This is a genomic window from Chryseomicrobium imtechense (assembly GCF_041475995.1).
Classification (GTDB): Bacteria; Bacillota; Bacilli; order Bacillales_A; family Planococcaceae; genus Chryseomicrobium; species Chryseomicrobium aureum.
In genome coordinates this window covers 34,774-54,195 of the sequence record NZ_JBGOBM010000010.1, presented here as the reverse complement: position 1 = coordinate 54,195, position 19,422 = coordinate 34,774, and the positions used below count along the sequence as shown (strand labels likewise).

At 44.3% G+C, this 19,422-nt stretch carries 21 protein-coding genes and 1 pseudogene; 14 read left to right on the top strand and 8 right to left on the bottom strand.

Annotation, left to right across the window (positions count from 1 at the left end):
- Positions 1-560 precede the first annotated feature (560 nt).
- From AB5N96_RS10310 to AB5N96_RS10300, 3 genes are all read right to left on the bottom strand, one after another.
- Complete coding sequence (locus AB5N96_RS10310; protein WP_204589896.1) at positions 561-1,118, bottom strand: hypothetical protein; 558 nt, start codon at positions 1,116-1,118, stop codon at positions 561-563.
- Between the two features lie 109 nt (positions 1,119-1,227).
- Positions 1,228-2,757, bottom strand: a complete 1,530-nt coding sequence (locus AB5N96_RS10305) for an AbgT family transporter (protein WP_392455068.1) — start codon at positions 2,755-2,757, stop codon at positions 1,228-1,230.
- 166 nt (positions 2,758-2,923) lie between these two features.
- A complete protein-coding gene (locus AB5N96_RS10300; protein WP_204589898.1) occupies positions 2,924-3,154 on the bottom strand; it encodes an excisionase family DNA-binding protein in 231 nt (76 codons plus the stop codon).
- Positions 3,155-3,218: 64 nt separating this feature from the next.
- Here AB5N96_RS10300 and AB5N96_RS10295 point away from each other — a divergent pair, with 64 nt between their 5' ends.
- On the top strand, positions 3,219-4,106 hold the full coding sequence (locus AB5N96_RS10295; RefSeq protein WP_392455065.1) for a DMT family transporter: 888 nt from the start codon (positions 3,219-3,221) through the stop codon (positions 4,104-4,106).
- A 209-nt stretch (positions 4,107-4,315) separates the two neighbouring features.
- On the opposite strand, the gene AB5N96_RS10290 is transcribed toward AB5N96_RS10295, so the two are convergent.
- A complete protein-coding gene (locus AB5N96_RS10290; protein WP_204589900.1) occupies positions 4,316-4,657 on the bottom strand; it encodes a LytR/AlgR family response regulator transcription factor in 342 nt (113 codons plus the stop codon).
- A 168-nt stretch (positions 4,658-4,825) separates the two neighbouring features.
- On the opposite strand from AB5N96_RS10290, the gene aceA reads away from it, so the two are divergent.
- The 13 genes and pseudogenes from aceA (at position 4,826) to AB5N96_RS10225 (ending at position 14,838) form a co-directional block, all read left to right on the top strand.
- A complete protein-coding gene (aceA, locus tag AB5N96_RS10285) occupies positions 4,826-6,109 on the top strand; it encodes an isocitrate lyase (protein WP_204589901.1) in 1,284 nt (427 codons plus the stop codon).
- A gap of 20 nt (positions 6,110-6,129) precedes the next feature.
- Positions 6,130-7,755, top strand: coding sequence for a malate synthase A (gene aceB / locus AB5N96_RS10280; protein WP_499705461.1), 1,626 nt, complete (start codon positions 6,130-6,132; stop codon positions 7,753-7,755).
- Positions 7,736-7,858: a protein YhfH gene (gene yhfH / locus AB5N96_RS10275; RefSeq protein ID WP_094944531.1), complete on the top strand. Its 123-nt coding sequence runs from the start codon at positions 7,736-7,738 to the stop codon at positions 7,856-7,858. The genes aceB and yhfH overlap by 20 nt, the downstream gene beginning before the upstream one ends.
- Positions 7,859-8,089: 231 nt before the next feature.
- Positions 8,090-8,675 (top strand): annotated as a pseudogene (locus AB5N96_RS10270) (DUF421 domain-containing protein); the annotation flags it as partial.
- Positions 8,676-8,897: 222 nt separating this feature from the next.
- Positions 8,898-9,590 (top strand): response regulator transcription factor, encoded by a 693-nt coding sequence (locus AB5N96_RS10265; RefSeq protein ID WP_204589904.1) that lies wholly within the window; start codon positions 8,898-8,900, stop codon positions 9,588-9,590.
- Positions 9,568-9,735: a hypothetical protein gene (locus tag AB5N96_RS10260; protein WP_204589905.1), complete on the top strand. Its 168-nt coding sequence runs from the start codon at positions 9,568-9,570 to the stop codon at positions 9,733-9,735. The genes AB5N96_RS10265 and AB5N96_RS10260 overlap by 23 nt, the downstream gene beginning before the upstream one ends.
- Entirely contained in the window at positions 9,732-11,846 is a 2,115-nt protein-coding gene (locus AB5N96_RS10255; RefSeq protein ID WP_499705460.1) for a sensor histidine kinase, read from the top strand. Before AB5N96_RS10260 ends, AB5N96_RS10255 begins: the two co-directional genes overlap by 4 nt.
- A gap of 3 nt (positions 11,847-11,849) precedes the next feature.
- Positions 11,850-12,326 (top strand): DUF4825 domain-containing protein, encoded by a 477-nt coding sequence (locus tag AB5N96_RS10250; protein ID WP_499705459.1) that lies wholly within the window; start codon positions 11,850-11,852, stop codon positions 12,324-12,326.
- Between the two features lie 32 nt (positions 12,327-12,358).
- A complete protein-coding gene (locus AB5N96_RS10245) occupies positions 12,359-12,730 on the top strand; it encodes a DUF2750 domain-containing protein (RefSeq protein ID WP_499705458.1) in 372 nt (123 codons plus the stop codon).
- Positions 12,731-12,734: 4 nt separating this feature from the next.
- A complete protein-coding gene (locus AB5N96_RS10240; protein WP_499705457.1) occupies positions 12,735-13,103 on the top strand; it encodes an MmcQ/YjbR family DNA-binding protein in 369 nt (122 codons plus the stop codon).
- A gap of 113 nt (positions 13,104-13,216) precedes the next feature.
- Positions 13,217-13,669: a MarR family winged helix-turn-helix transcriptional regulator gene (locus AB5N96_RS10235; protein WP_392455049.1), complete on the top strand. Its 453-nt coding sequence runs from the start codon at positions 13,217-13,219 to the stop codon at positions 13,667-13,669.
- Between the two features lie 18 nt (positions 13,670-13,687).
- Entirely contained in the window at positions 13,688-14,218 is a 531-nt protein-coding gene (locus AB5N96_RS10230) for a GNAT family N-acetyltransferase (RefSeq protein ID WP_392455048.1), read from the top strand.
- On the top strand, positions 14,218-14,838 hold the full coding sequence (locus tag AB5N96_RS10225; RefSeq protein WP_499705456.1) for an FMN-binding negative transcriptional regulator: 621 nt from the start codon (positions 14,218-14,220) through the stop codon (positions 14,836-14,838). Before AB5N96_RS10230 ends, AB5N96_RS10225 begins: the two co-directional genes overlap by 1 nt.
- 502 nt (positions 14,839-15,340) lie before the next feature.
- Here the strand turns inward: AB5N96_RS10225 and AB5N96_RS10220 are convergent.
- From AB5N96_RS10220 to AB5N96_RS10205, 4 genes are all read right to left on the bottom strand, one after another.
- Positions 15,341-16,153: an aldo/keto reductase gene (locus tag AB5N96_RS10220; RefSeq protein ID WP_392455045.1), complete on the bottom strand. Its 813-nt coding sequence runs from the start codon at positions 16,151-16,153 to the stop codon at positions 15,341-15,343.
- Between the two features lie 60 nt (positions 16,154-16,213).
- Positions 16,214-17,008, bottom strand: a complete 795-nt coding sequence (locus AB5N96_RS10215) for an ABC transporter permease (protein ID WP_499705455.1) — start codon at positions 17,006-17,008, stop codon at positions 16,214-16,216.
- Positions 17,005-17,892, bottom strand: a complete 888-nt coding sequence (locus AB5N96_RS10210) for an ABC transporter ATP-binding protein (protein WP_499705454.1) — start codon at positions 17,890-17,892, stop codon at positions 17,005-17,007. The genes AB5N96_RS10215 and AB5N96_RS10210 overlap by 4 nt, the downstream gene beginning before the upstream one ends.
- A gap of 75 nt (positions 17,893-17,967) precedes the next feature.
- Positions 17,968-19,410 carry a hypothetical protein gene (locus tag AB5N96_RS10205; RefSeq protein ID WP_499705453.1) on the bottom strand — a complete coding sequence of 481 codons (1,443 nt, stop codon included), beginning with the start codon at positions 19,408-19,410 and terminating at the stop codon, positions 17,968-17,970.
- Positions 19,411-19,422 lie beyond the last annotated feature (12 nt).

Here is a 19,422-nt window from a genome sequence, read left to right as displayed (position 1 = left end):
GATTCCATTCTGATGTGGAGCCGACTGTTCAGAAATTGTGCAAAGTAAGACGTTGAGTTCCACTGCGAGGCTGCTTTCCGTGGGCGCTGCGTGAGCTTCCTCGTCGCAGGCTCCTGCGGGATCTCACGGCAGACTGTAATCCCACTGGAGTCAACCCCTCCATTCCACTCAACTTTAGATTTAGATGTGGAGAACGCCGGCATACACCAATTTGGGTGTATGCCGGTTTTTTGTTTGCGAACTGAGCGGTCGTTCTTCTACCGAAACCATACTTTCTTCTACCGAAACTGAGATTTATTCTACCCAAATCCACATTTCTTCTACCGAAGTCATATTATGGAAACTAATTCGCAGGCCAAACCCTTATTTTCTTAAAATCTTACTAGTAAGGGCTTAGGTAGCTAAAGGTTTTGTGCCCTGATCGAGCGACTTTGTGCCAGAAGTCATATTATGGAAACTAATTCAGATCCCAAACGTCCACTATCCCAAAATTTTTCCTAGCAAGGGCATCAATCTAACGAAAAAAAAGTATCCTCTCTTTCGAGAAGATACTGATTTTTTTAGTTCTCTATAATTTGTTCAGCAAAGTTGAATGCCTCGTCAATCGTTTGGTTAACTGCTAGATAGTACGTAATCATATAACCAGCGCCGTCTTTATCAAACCCAAGGACAGCAGTGTCCCGTACAGGGCCAGGAATCACTTTATAGGCCACTTCTTTGCCTGCAATTTCCTGCGTTTCCGCGTCAGCTAGTTCTCCAAAAGTTTCTGGAAAGATATCAAGTTCTGCTAATGGTGCGTCTTTAAATAAGTCACCGTGTAATACTTCATACTCATTTTGCTCACTCCACGTATCTACGTTGAATCCATCTGCTGGCTTCGTCGTTGTTTGATAAATCAAGTGAGCCGACGTAGACTCAGCCGCCGAGTCCAGATACGCAAGACCGATATCATGATTTTGCATAGTAGGGATTGAAACGTCTGTCCCCAATGCTTCTTCAATTTTTGTTTCAACTTCTCCAGCAGGACCTGTCGCTTCTGAGGATGGTGTCTCTACTGTTTCATCTTGACACCCAACTAAAAATGCGAGGGCTGCCATAGGTAAAAGCCATTTCTTCATAATCTGATAATTCCTCCTCTTCTCTTCGTTACTTTATCACTGATTGAAAAATCTGAAAAGAGGGCGAGAGAACTAAAAAACCGACTCTCAAAAGAGAGCCGGCTAGTAATTATTCAGGCATGTAAATGCCAGAACCAGGACCTAAGTCGATCCCAAACGCCATCCACACAAACAACATGATCGTCCAAACGACGAAGAATGCAATAGAATATGGAAGCATTGTAGCGATCAGCGTACCAATCCCAACTTTTTTATCATACTTCTGAGCAAACGCAATCACGATTGCGAAATACGGCATCAATGGTGAAATGATATTTGTAGATGAATCGGCAATACGGTAAACAACTTGCGTCAATTCTGGTGAATAGCCAAGTTCCATCATGATCGGCACGAATACCGGCGCCATGATTGCCCATTTCGCCGATGCGCTTCCGATGAAGAGGTTAATGAAACCAGTAATTAATAGGAAGGCTAAGATTAACGGGAAGCCTGTAAATCCTGTACTATCTAAGAATTCAGCCCCGTTTACTGCGAGCACAAGGCCGAGATTCGACGTTGTAAAGTAAGCAACGAATTGAGCAGCAACGAAGGCAAGAACGATGTATGAACCCATTGTTTCCATCGTTTCAGATAACTGATTCGCTACATCTTTGTCGTTGCGGATTGCTTTTGTGATGACACCATATACAAACCCAGGGACAATGAAGAGAATCAAGATAACCGGAACAAGTACTTGGAAGAATGGCGCGTTGACGATTTCTTCAGCACCTGCACGAAGTGGCCCCCAAGAAGGAACAACTAGTAGAGCGATTCCGATTGAAACGACGATGATGGAAGCAAGAGCTCCCCAAAGTCCTTTTTTCTCAAGAGAAGAAAGTGTATTGACTTCTTCTGTAACCGTTCCTTTGTATGCACCTAAACGTGGCTCAACAATTTTCTCAGTTACAAGTGTACCTACGATTGTGATCATGAATACAGATGCAATCATGAAGTAGTAGTTCATTGCGTAGTTAATGGACTCTGCGTATTCAGGATTCAAAATTGCAGCTGCATCTTGCGTGATTCCACCTAACAATGGATCAAGAGATGTTAGCAACAAGTTTGCACTGAATCCACCAGATACCCCAGCGAACGCAGCAGCTAGACCTGCAAGTGGGTGACGACCCATCCCAGCGAAAAGAACGGCTCCAAGTGGAGTTAGAACAACATACCCAGCATCTGCAGCCATGGATGACATAACACCACCAAATACTAATGCAGCTGTAAGAAGTTGTTTTGGCACAGACGTGACTAGTCCACGAAGAGCGGCACTGATCAAACCTGAACGTTCAGCAAGACCAATTCCGAGCATTGTGACAAGAACAGTTCCAAGGGGTGCGAATCCTGTGAAGTTTGTGACCATGCTCTGGAACAGGTACAAGATTCCTTCTGAATTAAGTAAGTTTCTAACCGTTAACGTTTCTCCTGGATTCATCGGATCTTCTACACTTACGCCGAGTGTTGAGAAGATAGCGGAAAGCACTAAGATGAGAACAGAGAAAATCGCAAATAACGTAACCGGGTGCGGCAATTTATTTCCTGTACGCTCGATACCATCGAGGGAACGAAGAATGAAGCCACGGTTTTTCGTGTTTTCCATTTCAAAACCTCCAAATCATATCACTATTCTGACAATTACCTGTATAGGCATTTGTTTATTATAAGAAGAAATGCTCCGAATAGAAAGTCATCTGCAAATATCCGGAATTGCAAAAGGATTGTGAATAGGGGGAACAGTAAAAATCCCAATCGCATCAGGATTGGGATTAGTCTTCATCTTTTATGTCCGGATCTTCCGGGATTGGCGTATTTCGCCACTCCTCAATTAAAGCTTTGACATGTTCCAGCTGTTCAAAGTGACGTGTGAATTGTTCGTCATTAATCAGAAATTGTTCCCCGTCATGTACAGCTTTGATGCGTCTTTCGAGAATATAGCGCCGAACTTGTTCTTCTGGCATACCGAGGTAAGCGGCTGTTTCTTCAAGAGTCCTATACATTTTTAGGTGACCTCCTTGTATACTGAATAGATAGAGTGATTACTAGCTGCAAGGAGCGATTTCATTGTCTAGTTTACCATACATACTTGTTTTACTTGGCGCAATCTTATGGGGAACGACGGGAACTGCGCAAACATTTTTACCTGAAGATGCGCATCCATTTGTTGTTGCGGCAGCACGTTCTGCAATTGGGGGATTTGCTTTGTTGATTCCGCTCGTCGTGATGCGGAAAATTGATTTTCGGAATTGGTCGTGGAAAGAAACAATTCTCGCAGCGCTTTGTATCGGTCTCTTTCAAATGCTGTTCTTTAGCAGTGTTAAACTCACTGGTGTTGCGATTGCGAGTGTAGTTGCAATCGGGAGTGCGCCCGTGTTCTCGGGTCTTGTCGAGTGGTTCATCTTTAAACAAAGACCGACTCGTATCTGGATGGTGTCGACATTGTTTGCACTTGTCGGATGCGGTTTTTTGTTCTTAAATTCTGGTGCAGTCACCGTAAATCCAGTGGGCGTGATGCTCTCTCTTGGAGCCGGAATCGTGTTTGCAATCTACACGATGTCGAGCAAAGTACTTGTTGCGAAACAAGATGCCATGTCAGCAGTCGCCATGACATTTAGCGTCGCGGCTATTTTGTTGAGTCCATTCTACGTAGTGAATGGAGCAGCGTGGACCGTTGAACCTACAAATGCAGGGATTCTTCTGTATCTTGGGATTGGCACGACGACTATTGCCTATGTGTTTTACACGACAGGTCTGAAAAAGATTCCGTCGAGTTCCGCACTTACATTGTCCCTTGCTGAACCGACGACTGCCGCTGTGCTAGGAGTGTTAGTTGTTGGAGAAATCTTTACATGGAATTCATGGGTGGGGATTGTTCTTCTTCTCGGAAGTATTGTTGTTCTAACTATAGGTGCGAGGTACCAACGTCCACTAAAAAACCCTGAGGCTGTTTAAGTGCTCAGGGCTTTTTTTGTCTTATAGCGTTTGTTCGGCAATTGTGTCGGGAGATTCGCAGTCTAATGCTTGCCGTTCACCAATTGTGTCGGGAGATTCGCAGTCTAATGCTCGCCGTTCACCAATTGTGTCGGGAGATTCGCAGTCTAATGCTCGCCGTTCACCAATTGTGTCGGGAGATTCGCAGGAAGGTGATGTTATGGAAACTATTACATCCCTAAAATCCGCTTCACGTCCGCTAAATACGACTGGCCCACGGGCAACTCGCTGCCATCTTCAAGTACCATGATGAGATTCGAGGCGAGGTCCCGCGTGATTCGATCGACCGCTACTAGATTTACAATAAACGACCGGTGGATCCGGACAAAATCTTCTGGCAGTCGTCGCTCGAGCTCCTTCAGCGGATGTGTGACAGAATAGGCTTCCCCGTCTGCGTACACCCACGTCTTCTTATGTAAACTCTCCACGTGTGTTATAGAAGAAAGGCGCAAAGGCTTCCAATCCTCCTCTTGTCGAACCGTTAAAAAGCGAGTTGCAGTGAGCTGTTCCATTGTGTTCCTCCTTTGATTTTCAAGTTTATCGCGAAAAAAAGTGGGTTTATCCAAAAATTTCAGCGGTTTATCAAAAAGCCGTGTCATTTTGAATTATCTGTTATATATTAATTTACAAGAACTATAACTGTTATGCAACAGAAACTTACGCGAAGGGTGAGATACAGGATGATGACACGACAAGAGCAGGTTGAACAACTACGTAAAGAATGGAACGAAAATGAACGTTGGCAAGGAATTGAACGTCCATATTCTCCGGAAGAGGTTGTAAAGCTACGCGGTTCGGTTGTAGTAGAGCAGACGCTGGCACGACGTGGAGCAGATCGACTTTGGAACTCACTTCATACAGAAGATTTTATTAACGCGCTGGGTGCACTTACTGGGAACCAAGCCGTTCAACAAGTGAAAGCAGGCTTGCAAGCTATCTATTTAAGCGGATGGCAGGTAGCAGCAGATGCAAACCTTTCCGGTCAAATGTATCCAGACCAGAGCTTGTACCCGGCAAACTCAGTCCCAGCAGTGGTGAAGCGGATCAACCAAGCACTACAGCGCGCGGATCAAATTGATCATGCAGAAGGACGCGAAGATGGATTTGACTGGTTTGCACCAATCGTTGCAGATGCAGAAGCAGGATTTGGCGGACCACTGAACGTATTCGAATTGATTAAAGGGATGATTGAAGCCGGAGCAGCAGGCGTCCATTTAGAAGATCAACTCGCTTCAGAGAAAAAATGTGGACACTTGGGCGGGAAAGTTCTTCTCCCAACACAGAATGCTATCCGCAACTTAGTGGCAGCTCGACTAGCAGCAGACGTACTAGACGTTCCAACCCTGATTGTAGCACGCACAGATGCAGATGCAGCGGACATGGTGACAAGTGATATCGATGAGCGCGATCACGCATTCATTACAGGCGAGCGTACACCAGAAGGATTCTTCAAAACAAACCCTGGTATCGAACAAGCCATTGCACGTGGACTTGCGTACGCTCCGTATGCAGACCTTGTCTGGTGTGAAACGTCTCACCCGAGTTTAGAAGAAGCGAAACAATTCGCAGATGCAATTCACGCGCAGTTCCCAGGAAAGATGCTCGCGTATAACTGTTCACCATCCTTTAACTGGGAAGCAAACCTAGACCAGGAGACAATTGCGAAATACCAAGTCGAACTTGGCAAGATGGGCTACAAGTTCCAGTTCGTGACACTTGCAGGTTTCCATAGCTTGAACCACGGTATGTTCGAACTAGCGCATGCTTACAAAACAGAAGGAATGGCTGCTTACTCTCGCTTGCAACAAGCTGAATTTGATTCAGAAGTAAAAGGATACACAGCGACGAAGCACCAACGCGAAGTTGGAACTGGATACTTTGATGAAGTATCACAAATCGTTTCAGGTGGTATGTCGTCGACAACCGCAATGAAAGGCTCAACAGAAGTCGCGCAATTTGCGTGATTCGGGAAGGAGGGAAACTGATGACGCAACTGACTACTTCGATTGAAATCAAAGCGCCTCAGGATGAAGCCGTCCGCCAGGTGCTGACACCGGAAGCCCTGCAGTTTCTAGAAGGACTCCACCGGACATTCAATGCACGTCGAAAAGAGCTTTTAGAGGCACGTGAAGTGCGTCAAAAAGAACTAGACTCGGGCAGCAAGCTCGACTTTTTACCAGAGACGAAAGAGATTCGGGAAGGCGACTGGACGGTCGCCGAACTCCCGAAAGATTTACAAGACCGCCGTGTGGAAATCACGGGACCTGTTGACCGGAAGATGGTTATCAATGCCTTGAACTCAGGGGCAAAACTATTCATGGCTTGTTTCGAAGATGCGACAGCACCGACGTGGCATAACATGATCCATGGTCAGATTAATATGTACGATGCGATTCGGAAGACAATTTCCTACACGCAGCCTGGGACTGGCAAGACCTACGCATTAAACGATGAGGTCGCAGTACTACAAATTCGCCCACGTGGGTGGCATTTGCTAGAGAAGCATGTGGAAGTAGACGGAGAACCGATGTCAGGGGGACTATTCGATTTCGGACTCTACTTCTTTCACAACGCCGAAGAATTGTTGGCCCGAGGAAGTGGTCCGTATTTCTATCTACCGAAGCTCGAGCATCATTTAGAAGCGCGTTTATGGAATGACGTGTTTAGATATGCACAAGATACACTTGGGGTTCCCCAAGGCTCGATTCGTGCAACGGTGCTGATCGAGACGATATCTGCAGCTTTCCAAATGGACGAGATCTTGTACGAATTACGTGACCATTCAGCTGGTTTGAACTGTGGGCGTTGGGATTACATTTTTAGCTATATCAAACGTTTGCGGAATCAACCGGACGTCATCTTGCCAGATCGTGGTCAAGTCACGATGACCTCACCATTCATGCGCGCGTATACATTACTTGCCATTAAGACGTGCCATAAACGTAATGCGCCGGCGATGGGTGGGATGGCTGCTCAAATCCCGATTAAAGGAGACGAAGCAGCAAACGCGGCGGCATTTGATAAAGTACGAGAAGACAAACGCCGTGAAGTGACGGATGGGCACGACGGCACATGGGTTGCACACCCAGCGCTAGTTGCCGTGGCACTCGATGAGTTCAACGAGCATATGCCAGAGCCGAACCAGATTTCGCGAAAGCGAAACGATGTAACTGTAACGGCTGAAGACTTAGTGGAAGTATTGAAGGGCACTATCACAGAAAATGGTTTACGTGTGAACTGCTCAGTAGGTGTCCAGTACATCGCTTCATGGTTACGAGGGAACGGCGCAGCACCTATCAATCACTTGATGGAAGACGCTGCAACAGCCGAAATCTCTCGCACCCAAGTCTGGCAATGGATTCGCCATCCGGAAGGGAAGTTAGAGGATGGTCGTAAAATTACAGCTGACCTTGTAGACCAGGTCCTCGAGGAAGAGTTGCACAAGCTACAAGAGCAATTTGGAAACGATGTATATGCCAACGGACGATTTGAAGAGGCTGCTAGTCTCTTTAGACGATTAGTTCTAAACGATGAGTTTATCGAGTTTCTCACAGTACCTGGCTATGACCAGTTGGAGGAGGTGACTGACCATGAATCAACCGAATCGTGAAGCGAACCCAAAAGTATGCCGCGAGTGTGGCACTGTCATTCGTGAGCAAGTCGAGTCTCAACTATTTGAATGTGAGCGTTGCTTGAACAACCAACCGGAATAACTTAGAGTGCCCCTTCTGCTTCGGCAGAAGGGGTTTTTTCTAAGGAGGGCCGAATTTAGTTTCCATAAAATCATTTGGGGCGTTAAAGGAGGGAGTACGGTCTTTAATTAGGGAAGTACGGGCGTTAATTGCTACATTTGGGGCGTTAATCAAGGAAGTACGGGCGTTAATTCAAGCTTACAGTCTAACGCCTACTACTTCCGCTCATACTATCCACAAGAGGTGATCCCCATGTGGACCGAAGACATCAACGCACTTGAAATGATCCTGCGTACCACCGTAACGTTTATAGCTCTACTTCTACTCACCCGCTTTCTAGGAAAAGAACAACTTAGCCAGCTCACTATGTTCAACTATATTACCGGCATCACCATCGGATCCATTGCTGCCGATTTGGCCGGGCAAGCAGAGACACCATTCATCGACGGTATGATTTCACTCATCATCTGGACGTTGCTCACACTTCTCGTTAGTTGGATCTCTTTAAAATCCATGCGTGCAAAAACCTTGCTAGATGATGAACCATCCGTTGTCATTCGAAAAGGAAAAATTCTGCAGCGTGAACTGAAAGCCAGTCGTCTTCCGGTAGAAGATTTGAAGATGCTGCTCCGCCTTCAAGGAATCAGAAGTCGAGCACGCTATCCTCGAAACCAATGGAGAACTGAGTGTCTACAAAAAATCGGCGAACCAACCCGCCACCAAAAAGGATATGCAGTTGCCGACGAAACCGACATATTATATTCCCACTCAACTCATCACGGACGGGGTGATCATTGAACGTAATTTAGTGGAACTTGGTCTTTCGAAAGGCTGGCTTTTGAAAGAACTCAAAAAAGCGGGGTACCAAGAACCCGATCAACTATTCTATGCGGAACTTCAAGAGAACGGTAAACTCTATATCGACAGTGGCAATGACGAGTAATCTCTTCGCAAACGCGAGGGGATTTTTTCATTTATTAAGAATTTCTTCAGAAATCTCCCCCTTACTTGTTAAGAATTGAGAGGTACAATAGAAATAGATGGAAGGAGGCGGTCGAACATGACACCATTTACAGTACTCGTCACAGATGATGACCAAGAAATTCGAGATGGGATTGAAATCTATTTAAAAAATGAAGGGTACCAGGTGCTAAAGGCCGCTAACGGACTAGAAGCACTTGCACTATTAGAACAGCAGGAAGTTCACTTGATGATTATGGATATTATGATGCCTCAGATGGACGGAATCCAAGCGACATTTAAAGCGCGGGAAACACAAAACATCCCCATCATCATGCTCTCTGCAAAATCAGAGGATACCGATAAGATTCACGGCTTATCCGTTGGTGCAGACGATTACGTAACAAAGCCATTCCACCCGATGGAGCTCGTTGCTCGCGTGAAATCACAGCTACGTCGGTACACAAAGCTGGGGACCTATGAAGGTTTGCAGTCGGTAATTGAGAAAGATGGTTTAGTGTTAAACCAAGAGTCGAAAGAAGTCACGCTCGAGGGAGAACCCCTAAAGTTGACACCAACGGAGTTCAAAATCACGGAGCTGTTCATGCGTAACCAAGGGCGTGTGTTCTCGATTCCGGAAATCTATGAACGTGTGTGGCAAGAGCCTGCGTACAATGCAGAGAACATTGTGGCGGTACATATTCGAAAGATACGTGAAAAAATGGAAGCGGATCCGAAAAATCCGCGCTATATAAAGGTGGTGTGGGGCGTTGGCTACAAGATGGACAAGTAAATGGGAGACGATTCTTTCGGTAGTTGTCATGTTAATCGGCCTCGCCACCATTGGCTATTGTGCGTACTGCTTCACTCAAGCGGCGGAGACATCGAGCTGGCTTGCTCAGTTGAAGCGTTTTATTGATCGAGGGGGATTAGGATGAAAAAAGAACGACATTTGGGGAAATGGATCACGGTGGGAGTGCTCATCACACTGATTGTGACGACCCTACTCACTTGGACAGGAAACCGTCATGAGTTTTTGAACGACTTTCAAGATACAGATAGTTTTCACGGCACTATTGATTATGAAATCTTGGAACGGTTGGGAGCTCTTTTAGTAGAACCATTGACAGAAGAAGAGTTGTTAGAGATGTATTCTGTTTCTTCTGAAGACATCGAAGAATATCGATTTCGCTATGGAAATCTAAATACACAAATTCAAAGTATCATGGACCAATATGAGCCTGTGGAAGGACAAGAACTTGGTCCAGAGTTACAAGAAGAGCGCGACGCGAAAATTGCGGATATTCGTAAAAACTTCAGTGATGATGACTATGTGAGCGATAAGTTGGAGGCAGAGTGGGAGCGAGATGTAGCAACGTATCTGGCAAACCTTAAAGTTGCACAGCGCAACTATTTATCGAACTATCCTGGCATTGGTTACTCTTTGATAAACAATGAGACAGGTGAGACCTTTGATCGAGAAGGTTCAGCTGGCGTTAAGTTTACGTATGGTAGTGATGGTAGATGGCTACAAATGTCTCGCTTTGATAATTACGGGGAAAACACAGTATCTCTCAATGAAAAAGTGGATACAATCTATGCAAATTATAGCGGAACAGTTACGATTCCAAATGCATTTGTTGGCCAACCATTACAGCAGTACAAGGTTCGCCAAACATTGTTTTGGGTTCTCACTGTTCTGGGGTTACTTTCCTTATTAGGGGGAGTGATTGCCTGGAGAAAATGGAAGCAAGATCTACTAGCAAGTTCATTGGTGTCAGATTTAAATTCGAAACCGCAAGAAGTCCGAGCATTATTCGCAGGAGCTACAATGTGGTTAGGCTACTCTATTACAGAAATGATTGCTAGAGGTTTAGCTTATTCTAGTTCGTATCAAACCATCCCGATTCTTGAATTTGGGTTTGCTGTACTCTTTTTTACTGTATTTATGATTTTGTTAATCAGTATTACGCAAACAATAGACGACTATTCATATGAAACTTCACTGCTGAAAAGATGGGTTGAGGGCTTAAAAGGTTTATTCCTAAACCGAAGTCTTGCTTGGCAAGCCATCATTATCTTGGTCATTGTCTTCTTCTGGGGATTTGGAACAGTATTGTCTGGTATAGTCGGCGGAATGATTCTCGTATGGATTCCTGCTACGGTATTCATCGGGATTCCAGCTCTTTACTTCCTGTTTAGTCGGATTGCGTACTTGAATCGGACAATGGCGCAGACGGCCCGATTAAGCGATGGTGTGGTGAATGAGCCATTTGAAATCAAAGGGCGTTCCCGATTAACAGAGCATGCAAAAGTGCTGAATGGCTTGCGCGACCAACTAGTGACGTCACAGTCGTCTCAAGTGAAGAGCGAACGATTAAAGTCCGAGCTGATTACAAACGTGAGTCATGATTTACGTACACCATTGACTTCTATCATTACGTATACAGATTTACTGAAGAATCCAGAGTTAACTGCTGAACAGCGTGAGCAGTATGTAGGTGTTCTGGAACGGAAATCCGCGCGTTTGAAAACATTAATTGAAGATCTATTCGATGTGTCGAAAATGGCTTCCGGCAATATCGAATTGCACAAAACAAAAGTCGATGTCGCTTCCTTACTGCAGCAAGCCATTGCGGAGCAGCAGGAAGCACTGGATAAACAGAATTTAGATGTACGTGTCAGCATCGCCTCTCAGCCGGTACATGCATATATGGATGGACAGAAAGTATGGCGCGTGTTTGATAATTTACTTCTAAACATCAGTAAATATTCAATGCCTGGAACGCGCGTATATGTAGCGCTACAAGAAACACCAACGCACGCCGTCGTCACTTTCAAAAACGTTTCGCAATATGAGTTAGGGGACGATACGGCAGAACTAACGGAACGGTTTAAACGAGGGGATCAAGCGCGTCACACAGAAGGATCTGGTTTAGGTCTTGCTATTGCGCAATCGATTGTGACTTTGCATAACGGAGAGTTTGATTTGAGCTTAGATGGAGATTTGTTCAAAGTGACGATTCTGCTGCCTAAAGGGGCGATGTAAGTTATGAAGAGAGTCCTGATAGTACTAATTTCAGTAGTACTGCTAGCTGGATGTGCCAATCAAAGTACTGGGGAAACGAAGGTGGAACTCTTTGATTATGAGGGCTCCTACGTAGGATCTCCAATGTCGACAACGAATATTTTAAAGCTTCTACCGGACTATGGCCTTGAGTGGAAACAAATGGCCCTAGAAACAAAGAAAGAACCGTATGGCATTGAGCTTTATTACGAGAAAGCAGAACCGGAAATTGCGAGGGAAGCGGCTCGAACTTATAGCCTGCACTTGCTACGATTGATCACGAATGCTGACTTCGTAACACTACATGCAGGCACTACTTCCTATACGTATACACGTGAACAATGGGAATCGTGGCTAGGGCTTCCTCTTGAACGCTACACATCAGAAGAGGAACTGAAGCAAGCGGTTCAAATGAAAGTGGAGCAAGATCCGGGCAGAGAAGGTCTCAACGAAACCTCATAATGTGGTACGATGGGGAAAAGGAGGCGGTTCGGATGAAAAAAGAATTGCATGAACTGACACGTCTACCAGCAGATACGCGGTACGAGGTCTTTTTAAACACAATAGTAGAGAACAAAGAAGTATGGGGACTTTTCCAAGAAGGCTGGGCAACAGCTGAAGATACAAAAGGCGCTCAACGTATTTTCTTCTGGCCTTCAGAAGAATTTGCTAAGCATCAAGCGGCAAAAGAGTGGCCCGGGTTCATACCTAAACCAATTGCGCTAGATGAGTTTATAGAAGCGTGGCTACCAGGTCTTGAAAAGGATGAGATTCAAATTTCAGTGTTCTCAACTGCAAAAGATGAAATTTTGGTTGAGGCAGAGACGTTGCTTGAGGATTTGGAAGATCTAGAAAGCGAGGCGTAATCAGATGCTGAACAATAACGAAGCTCTCCATGCGTTCTTTCTATCTTTACCAGGAACTACTCATGATTACAAAGAAGAGTGGACCGCTGACCGCTATATGATTGGTGACAAGATGTACGCGATGCTTGGCGGAGACAAAGAGGGAACAGCTATATTGACGTTAAAAGCAGAACCTTCGTATGCAGAAGAACTTCGTACAGAGTATGAAGCGATTGTCCCTGGCTACTACATGAACAAAACACACTGGAACTCAATCTATCGTGACGCAGGATTACCAGATGAATTGATTGGAAAGTTAATCCGACATTCGTATGAACAGGTTTTGGAAAAGCTTCCGAAGCGCACAAAACGTGAAATTTTAGGCGATTATTAAACTCAACCCCCTTTCTCTTTTCGAGAAGGGGATTTATTTTATGGAATTTTTGTTGCATTTGCAATAAAATGCATTTACAGTGAAGAGAACGACTAGTAAATAGGGGTGGCAAGGTGGCAGAGATTTTAAGAGAGATTGGAATGATTGCGAGGGCCCTCGATTCCATCAGTAATAGCGAGTTTAAAGAGTTTGAATTAGCAAAAGGCCATTATTTGTACTTAGTCCGAATCTGCGAACAGCCAGGAATTATTCAAGAGAAGGTGGCCGAACAAATCAAAGTGGATCGCACTACGGCAGCAAGAGCTATTCAGAAGTTGGAACAAAATGGACTGATTGAAAAACGACTTGAACCGTCGAATCGTAAAAATAAATATTTATATCCGACTGCAAAAGGTTTACAGATATATCCTCAGATTTTAAAAGAACATAGACACTCAGAGAATGTTGCGCTAAATGAATTAACTGAACGTGAAGCCGAGCTATTAGAACAATTGTTGGTTCGAGTAAGGCAGAATATTGAGAAAGACTGGGAAGCCGTAAAAAAAGGACAGAAACGAATCTATTGAGAAGGGTTGAAGGAAAAGATGACAGTGACACTACGAAAATGCAGTATAGAAGACATTGAAACGATTCAACAGATAGGCCGCCAAACCTACTTTGAAACATTTGTTGCTTACAACACGGAAGAAAATATGAATGATTATTTGCAAAAGGCATTTGCAGATTCAAAACTTCATAAAGAACTAAAGAACCCTGACTCAGAATTTTATGTGGCAGAAAAAGACGGGAAAGTCGCCGCTTATTTAAAAATCAACCAGTCGGGCGCACAAACTGAACCTATGGATTCTGATCATCTTGAAATTGAACGAATCTATGTATTGAAGGAATTCCAGAAGCTCGGATTAGGAAAATTACTTTATGATAAAGCGCTTGAAAGAGCGAAGGAACTTGCGAAATCTAAAATCTGGCTGGGTGTCTGGGAAAATAATCACAATGCGCTCGCCTTTTATTCAAAGATTGGATTTGAGCGAATTGGACAGCACTCCTTCTTCATGGGAGACGATGAACAAATTGACTACATCTTGCTCAAAGTAGTAAAAGAAGAGGTGTATTGATGTATATCCCTAAACGATTCAACGTAAAAGATCCCAAAGAAATCTTTTCTTTCTTGAAGGCGCACAGTTTTGCCACACTCATCACAACTAAGGACGGACGACCCGTTGCAACCCATATTCCTGTAATCGTGCGTCAAGAAGGTGAGAACTTGCTGATCAGTGGGCACGTCGCTTATGGAAATTCCCAATGGCGAACATGGAAAGAGGTAGAAGAAGCATTGCTTATCTTCCAAGGACCACACTCCTATATTTCTTCCTCTTGGTATGCTGAAGAACAAGTCCCAACCTGGAACTATCAAGCAGTACATATCTACGGAGCCATTCGTGAACAGACAGATGAAGAGTTGCGAGCAGATTTGAAACAATTGATGTTTACATATGAACAACAGCGAGAAAACCCTGTCTTGTGGGAGACCGTAACACCGGAACTTCTTGAGCGTGAAATCAAAGGAATCGTAGGGTTTGTAATGGAAGCAAGCGAAGTACAAGCTGCCTACAAGATGAGCCAAAATCGAAAAGATCACGACTACGCGAACATCATCGAGCAATTAAAGGAAGAACCCGATGCTGGGTCTCACCAAGTTGCTAGTGAGATGGAGCGACTGCGAGAAAAAGATTAACAGTATTAGAAGGTGAATGCTGCTTTTGGCATTTAGAGGGAGTTCCCGGGCTTGGTACTGGGTTTCGATAGATTCTGTGCGACTTTTTTACGTTACACTTTTGAGTTTCTGGAAAGATAAGAGAAATAGAGGTCCGTTCGTCGCTAGAATTGCGGTTTGCGTCGCTGAAATCGGCGCATTCGTCGCTCAAAGTAGGATTTGCGTCGCTGGAAACACTATACGGGGTCCGTTCGTCGCTAGAATTGCGGTTTGCGTCGCTGGATTTTCATGACTCGTCGCTGGATTCGTAACTTTCGTCGCTCACGGGGACTAGGTTCGCTCGTGCATCGCTGGAATTGAGGTTTGCGTCGCTGGATTTTCATGATTCGTCGCTGGATTCGTAACTTTCGTCGCTGGAAACACGATGGCGATTCTGAACAGGTGATGCCTGTAGCCTGTTTAAAATGAATTACAAAACCCCCAAATCTATGCAAGATTCGGGGATTCATTTCTATACATTTACTTAAAAATCAATTTCGTCTGGATCTGGACCTAGACGGACATCTGTTGCAATGGCATCAATTGCTGCCATGTCGTCTGCAGAAAGCTCGAAGTCAAATACAGCCAAGTTCTCGTGGATACGAGCAGGTGTCACAGATTTCGGTAAAGCGATGTGACCGTGCTGCAAGTGCCAGCGAAGAACCACTTGAGAAGGGGCTTTGCCGTGTTTTTCTGCAAGCTCTTCAAATAGTGGAAAGTCTAAAAACTTCCCTTGCATCAATGGACTCCATGCTTCCACATGAATTCCTGCCTCTTGTAGAGACGTCACAAACGCACGCTGTGGGTTTTGTGGATGCAGTTCGATTTGATTGACCATAGGTTTCATCAGTCCAGCTTCTTCTAATTGATCCAAGTGATGTTGCTTGAAGTTTGAAACACCAATCGACTTGATTTTGCCTTCTTCATAGAGGTCAACAAGTGCAGCCCATGCTTCAACGATGCCATCTACTGGCCAGTGCAATAAGCAAAGGTCCATATAGTCCGTCTGCAGACGCTCAAGGGATTCAGCGAATGCTTCTTTTGTGCGACGTGCACGGATATCGTCGTTCCAAATCTTACTCGTCAAGAAGATTTCTTCACGGGCAACGCCAGATGCAGCGATTCCTTTTGCAACGCCTTCTTCATTTTTATAGACAGCTGCTGTATCAATATGACGGTAGCCTGCACGCAACGCTTCTTCTACAGCTGCAGGTGCTTCTGTGTCGTTGTCGACACGCCAAACGCCAAACCCGATTTGGGGAATCTTCGTGCCATTGCTTAATGTGACAAAATCCATGAAAACCTCTCCTTTCGATTCGGTCTTCATTTTACCACTAGTATTTCGATTCTCAAAACATTAAAGCGTGAGGTTGCGACGTTTAAACGTAAACAATGAAAGACTAAAAAATATACCTGCAACTAACACTAATAAGCCACTGTGCCATATCCAATCGGGTTGGTCTTTAAGAATGCCGTTTGCATCAAACAATGTAAATAAAGAGAGAGTCTTCAACCATTCCAAGTCGCTACTCAAGCCACTCATAATGACGGAGATGACCATGAACCCGAATACACCAGCCCCGAGCATATACGATTTTCCGCTTTCATTGAACAATGTTGCGAAGAACAGGGCAATCGCTCCGAGTGCTAAAAATAAAGTAAAACTATTGATGAGAAGCGCGAGTACATAGGAGTAGTTCAGATCTAAATTCCAAAGAAGATCTGCTAGAAATAAGAATGCCCCGTTTAAACCTGCTATTAGTAACGATGCACCAAATAAAATGCTACCTGTTGCTACTACGTACGTGTTTCGAGATATAGGGGCACTCAAATACAACATGAGTTCACCGGAGTCAATTGGACGCGCTAAAAGACGAGAGGCCATCGTTAGTGCAAAGAGTAACGCAACAATTTGAAAAATAAGCCCGTAGTAGTTACCGGATAAAATGTTCAGGACACTATCCATCATCGTGGCAGGATCATATTGAAAGATATCGAGCAACTCTTTCGGGAGTGAATCAATCTTAGCGTCAATCAAGCCAGTTTCCGCGATAGAAGGATAAATCGCTGCAATCATAAAAATGTAAAGGCTTGTCCCAATACTATAGCCTAGAATCCAACCAAGGTTGTCTTTCACAAGTGCGCGAATCATACGGACTCCTCCTCTGCATAATAATGGATGAAGACAGTTTCAAGGTCCGCTGGTGCTGAACGGAACGAGATGACTCGGTAAGTAGCAAGAGATTGAAGTAAGGTGTTCAATTCATCTGTCGTAGAAACCGAAACGTCGACTCGAGTTCCCATAGATTTTCCGTGCATCGCCTCAGAGAACTGTTGGGCAGACTGAGTATTCTCAAACTCAATGTGAAACAGTTTTCTGCTAGAAGCAATTAGGCCATCGATTGAATCCGACACGACAATCCGCCCATTGCGAATCAAAGCGGCATGATCACATGTCTTTTCCATCTCAGGAAAGTGGTGAGAACTCATCAAAATCGCTTTGCCGGCCTCTTTCTCGCGGAGTACAAGTTCTAAAAATCGTTCTTGCATGAGTGGGTCGAGTCCACTGGTCGGTTCATCCAACAAGTAAACAGGTGCATCTTTCATAAAGCAGCGAATGATTGCGAGCTTTTGCTTCATACCTTTAGACATCTTACGTACTTTAACTTTTGTATCAAGCGGAAAAAGTGCGAGTAATTCGTTTTCACGTTCCGGAGATGTACGATCCATTCGGCGTGTAAGCGTCAAGATGTCGTCACCCGTCAAATCAGCAGGAAAGCTGATTTCACCCGGAAGGTAGCCGACGAGTTTTTTCACGTTCGGGGAAGAAGACCAACAATCGTAGCCACCAATCGTTGCTTTTCCAGAATCGGGTTGCAGAAGACCCATGAGATGGCGAATAGCTGTCGATTTTCCAGCACCATTTGGTCCGATAAAGCCAAATACGGTTCCAGGTTCAACAGTAAACGACACATCAAACAATCCCTTGTTTTGTGCAAATTTCTTGGTAAGGTTCTTGAGTTGTATCATGTTCATCACTTCTTTCTCTTGACGTCGTTGTTTATATACTTCTACAAAACAAAAAAAGAATCCTCCAGCTTGTGAAAGGATTCAGAATTGACTGCGTCGATAGCGACGGTATTTTTTCTTAATAGTAGTAGCAATAGTTGTCACGATTAATAGGAATGAGAGAGCGATTCCCGAGAGTGCAACTACTAGTGCGACCCACTCGAAGAAGGAATACCCAGGTGCTTTGCCCCAATCCATAAATCCTTTCCAATCTTCAATGACGAGATTCATTCCGTAAATCCCAGAGACTACAGTAAACGTTGTGAGCATAAATAGTAAAAAGTTTTGTTGTTTGTCTGCTTGGTTTTCTTGCGTTCGGTAAAGCTCTTGTAATGTATCCCGTACTTCTTGGAATGTTTCGTCAAGGTGAAAGACGTCGACAAATGTCTTTGCGTGTTCCTTCCCAGTAGTACGGACGGATACTTCTCCAAAATAGTAGCGAGCGGAAAATTTAGAAATCATCTCAATCAACTCTTCCACATACGCCTCGTCCTTCTTCCAGCTGACGTTACTATGTTCGAAAGAAAGACGAAGTAACATGATACGGTAGAAGTAATGTAAGAGCAAATTGTAATAATGTGTACTCATAAACTGACGTAATTCATCCTGCATATCAGATGGATCACATACGGTGACTGTCGAGTGCGTGTACTCGGAAGTGACCGTATAGGTAAAGGGCGCAGATCGGTCATTTGCATGGCGCTTTAGGTAACGTTCTACATAATTAGGGGATGTGCTAGAAATGGAAGGCTCGCCTTTTAGGTTAATGCCGTCTAATTGCCCTAAACGATAGATCTGATCATTCGTTAGTTGTTGTCCAGATTTCGCAAAGATGAAGGCCGAACTATACATTCGTTCATCTTCAAAATATGGCAGTGTGCCAAAATAGCCTGGTAAGCGGTGTTCTCGTAAAATAAACGGATGCAAACAAGGAATCATATGTTGAAAAATATAGTCATTTGTCGAATTGAATGTGCGTTCTGCAGCACGTATAATAGCCCCTTTTTCTTCATCAAGTTTTGCTTCAACTACACGGAAATGATGAATAAAATTTAGCATATGATGCAAAGCCATCTCATTGTTTACTTCTAATCGAATTGTTAAAAGACCGATACCAAATGGGCACAGGGTAATGTCTAAACTATGTAATTGGAAAGGTGTAGTAGACCCATCAACCAAGAGTTCTCCGTGCTCTTCAAAAGAGCGGGAAAAGCGACTAAAGCTATTGTCGTGTGGAGAGGAAGGGAACAACTTGTCTTCGACGAATGGAAAAAAGAATTGTTCGAGCTCTGCATGGCGAACCGCGATATCAGGTCCATAGAAGGCATCTTCCAATTCCGTTTTATTCAAGCAAAAGAATGTATAGTCCTCTCGCTCCAATTCATCAATCAACTCTTGGCGTTTTTTCTCATGAAACGCAAAAGGGAATAGAAAATTCACATACCCATGTTCAATGTCTAATGGTGTAATTTCCACAGGTTTCATAAGACTACCTCC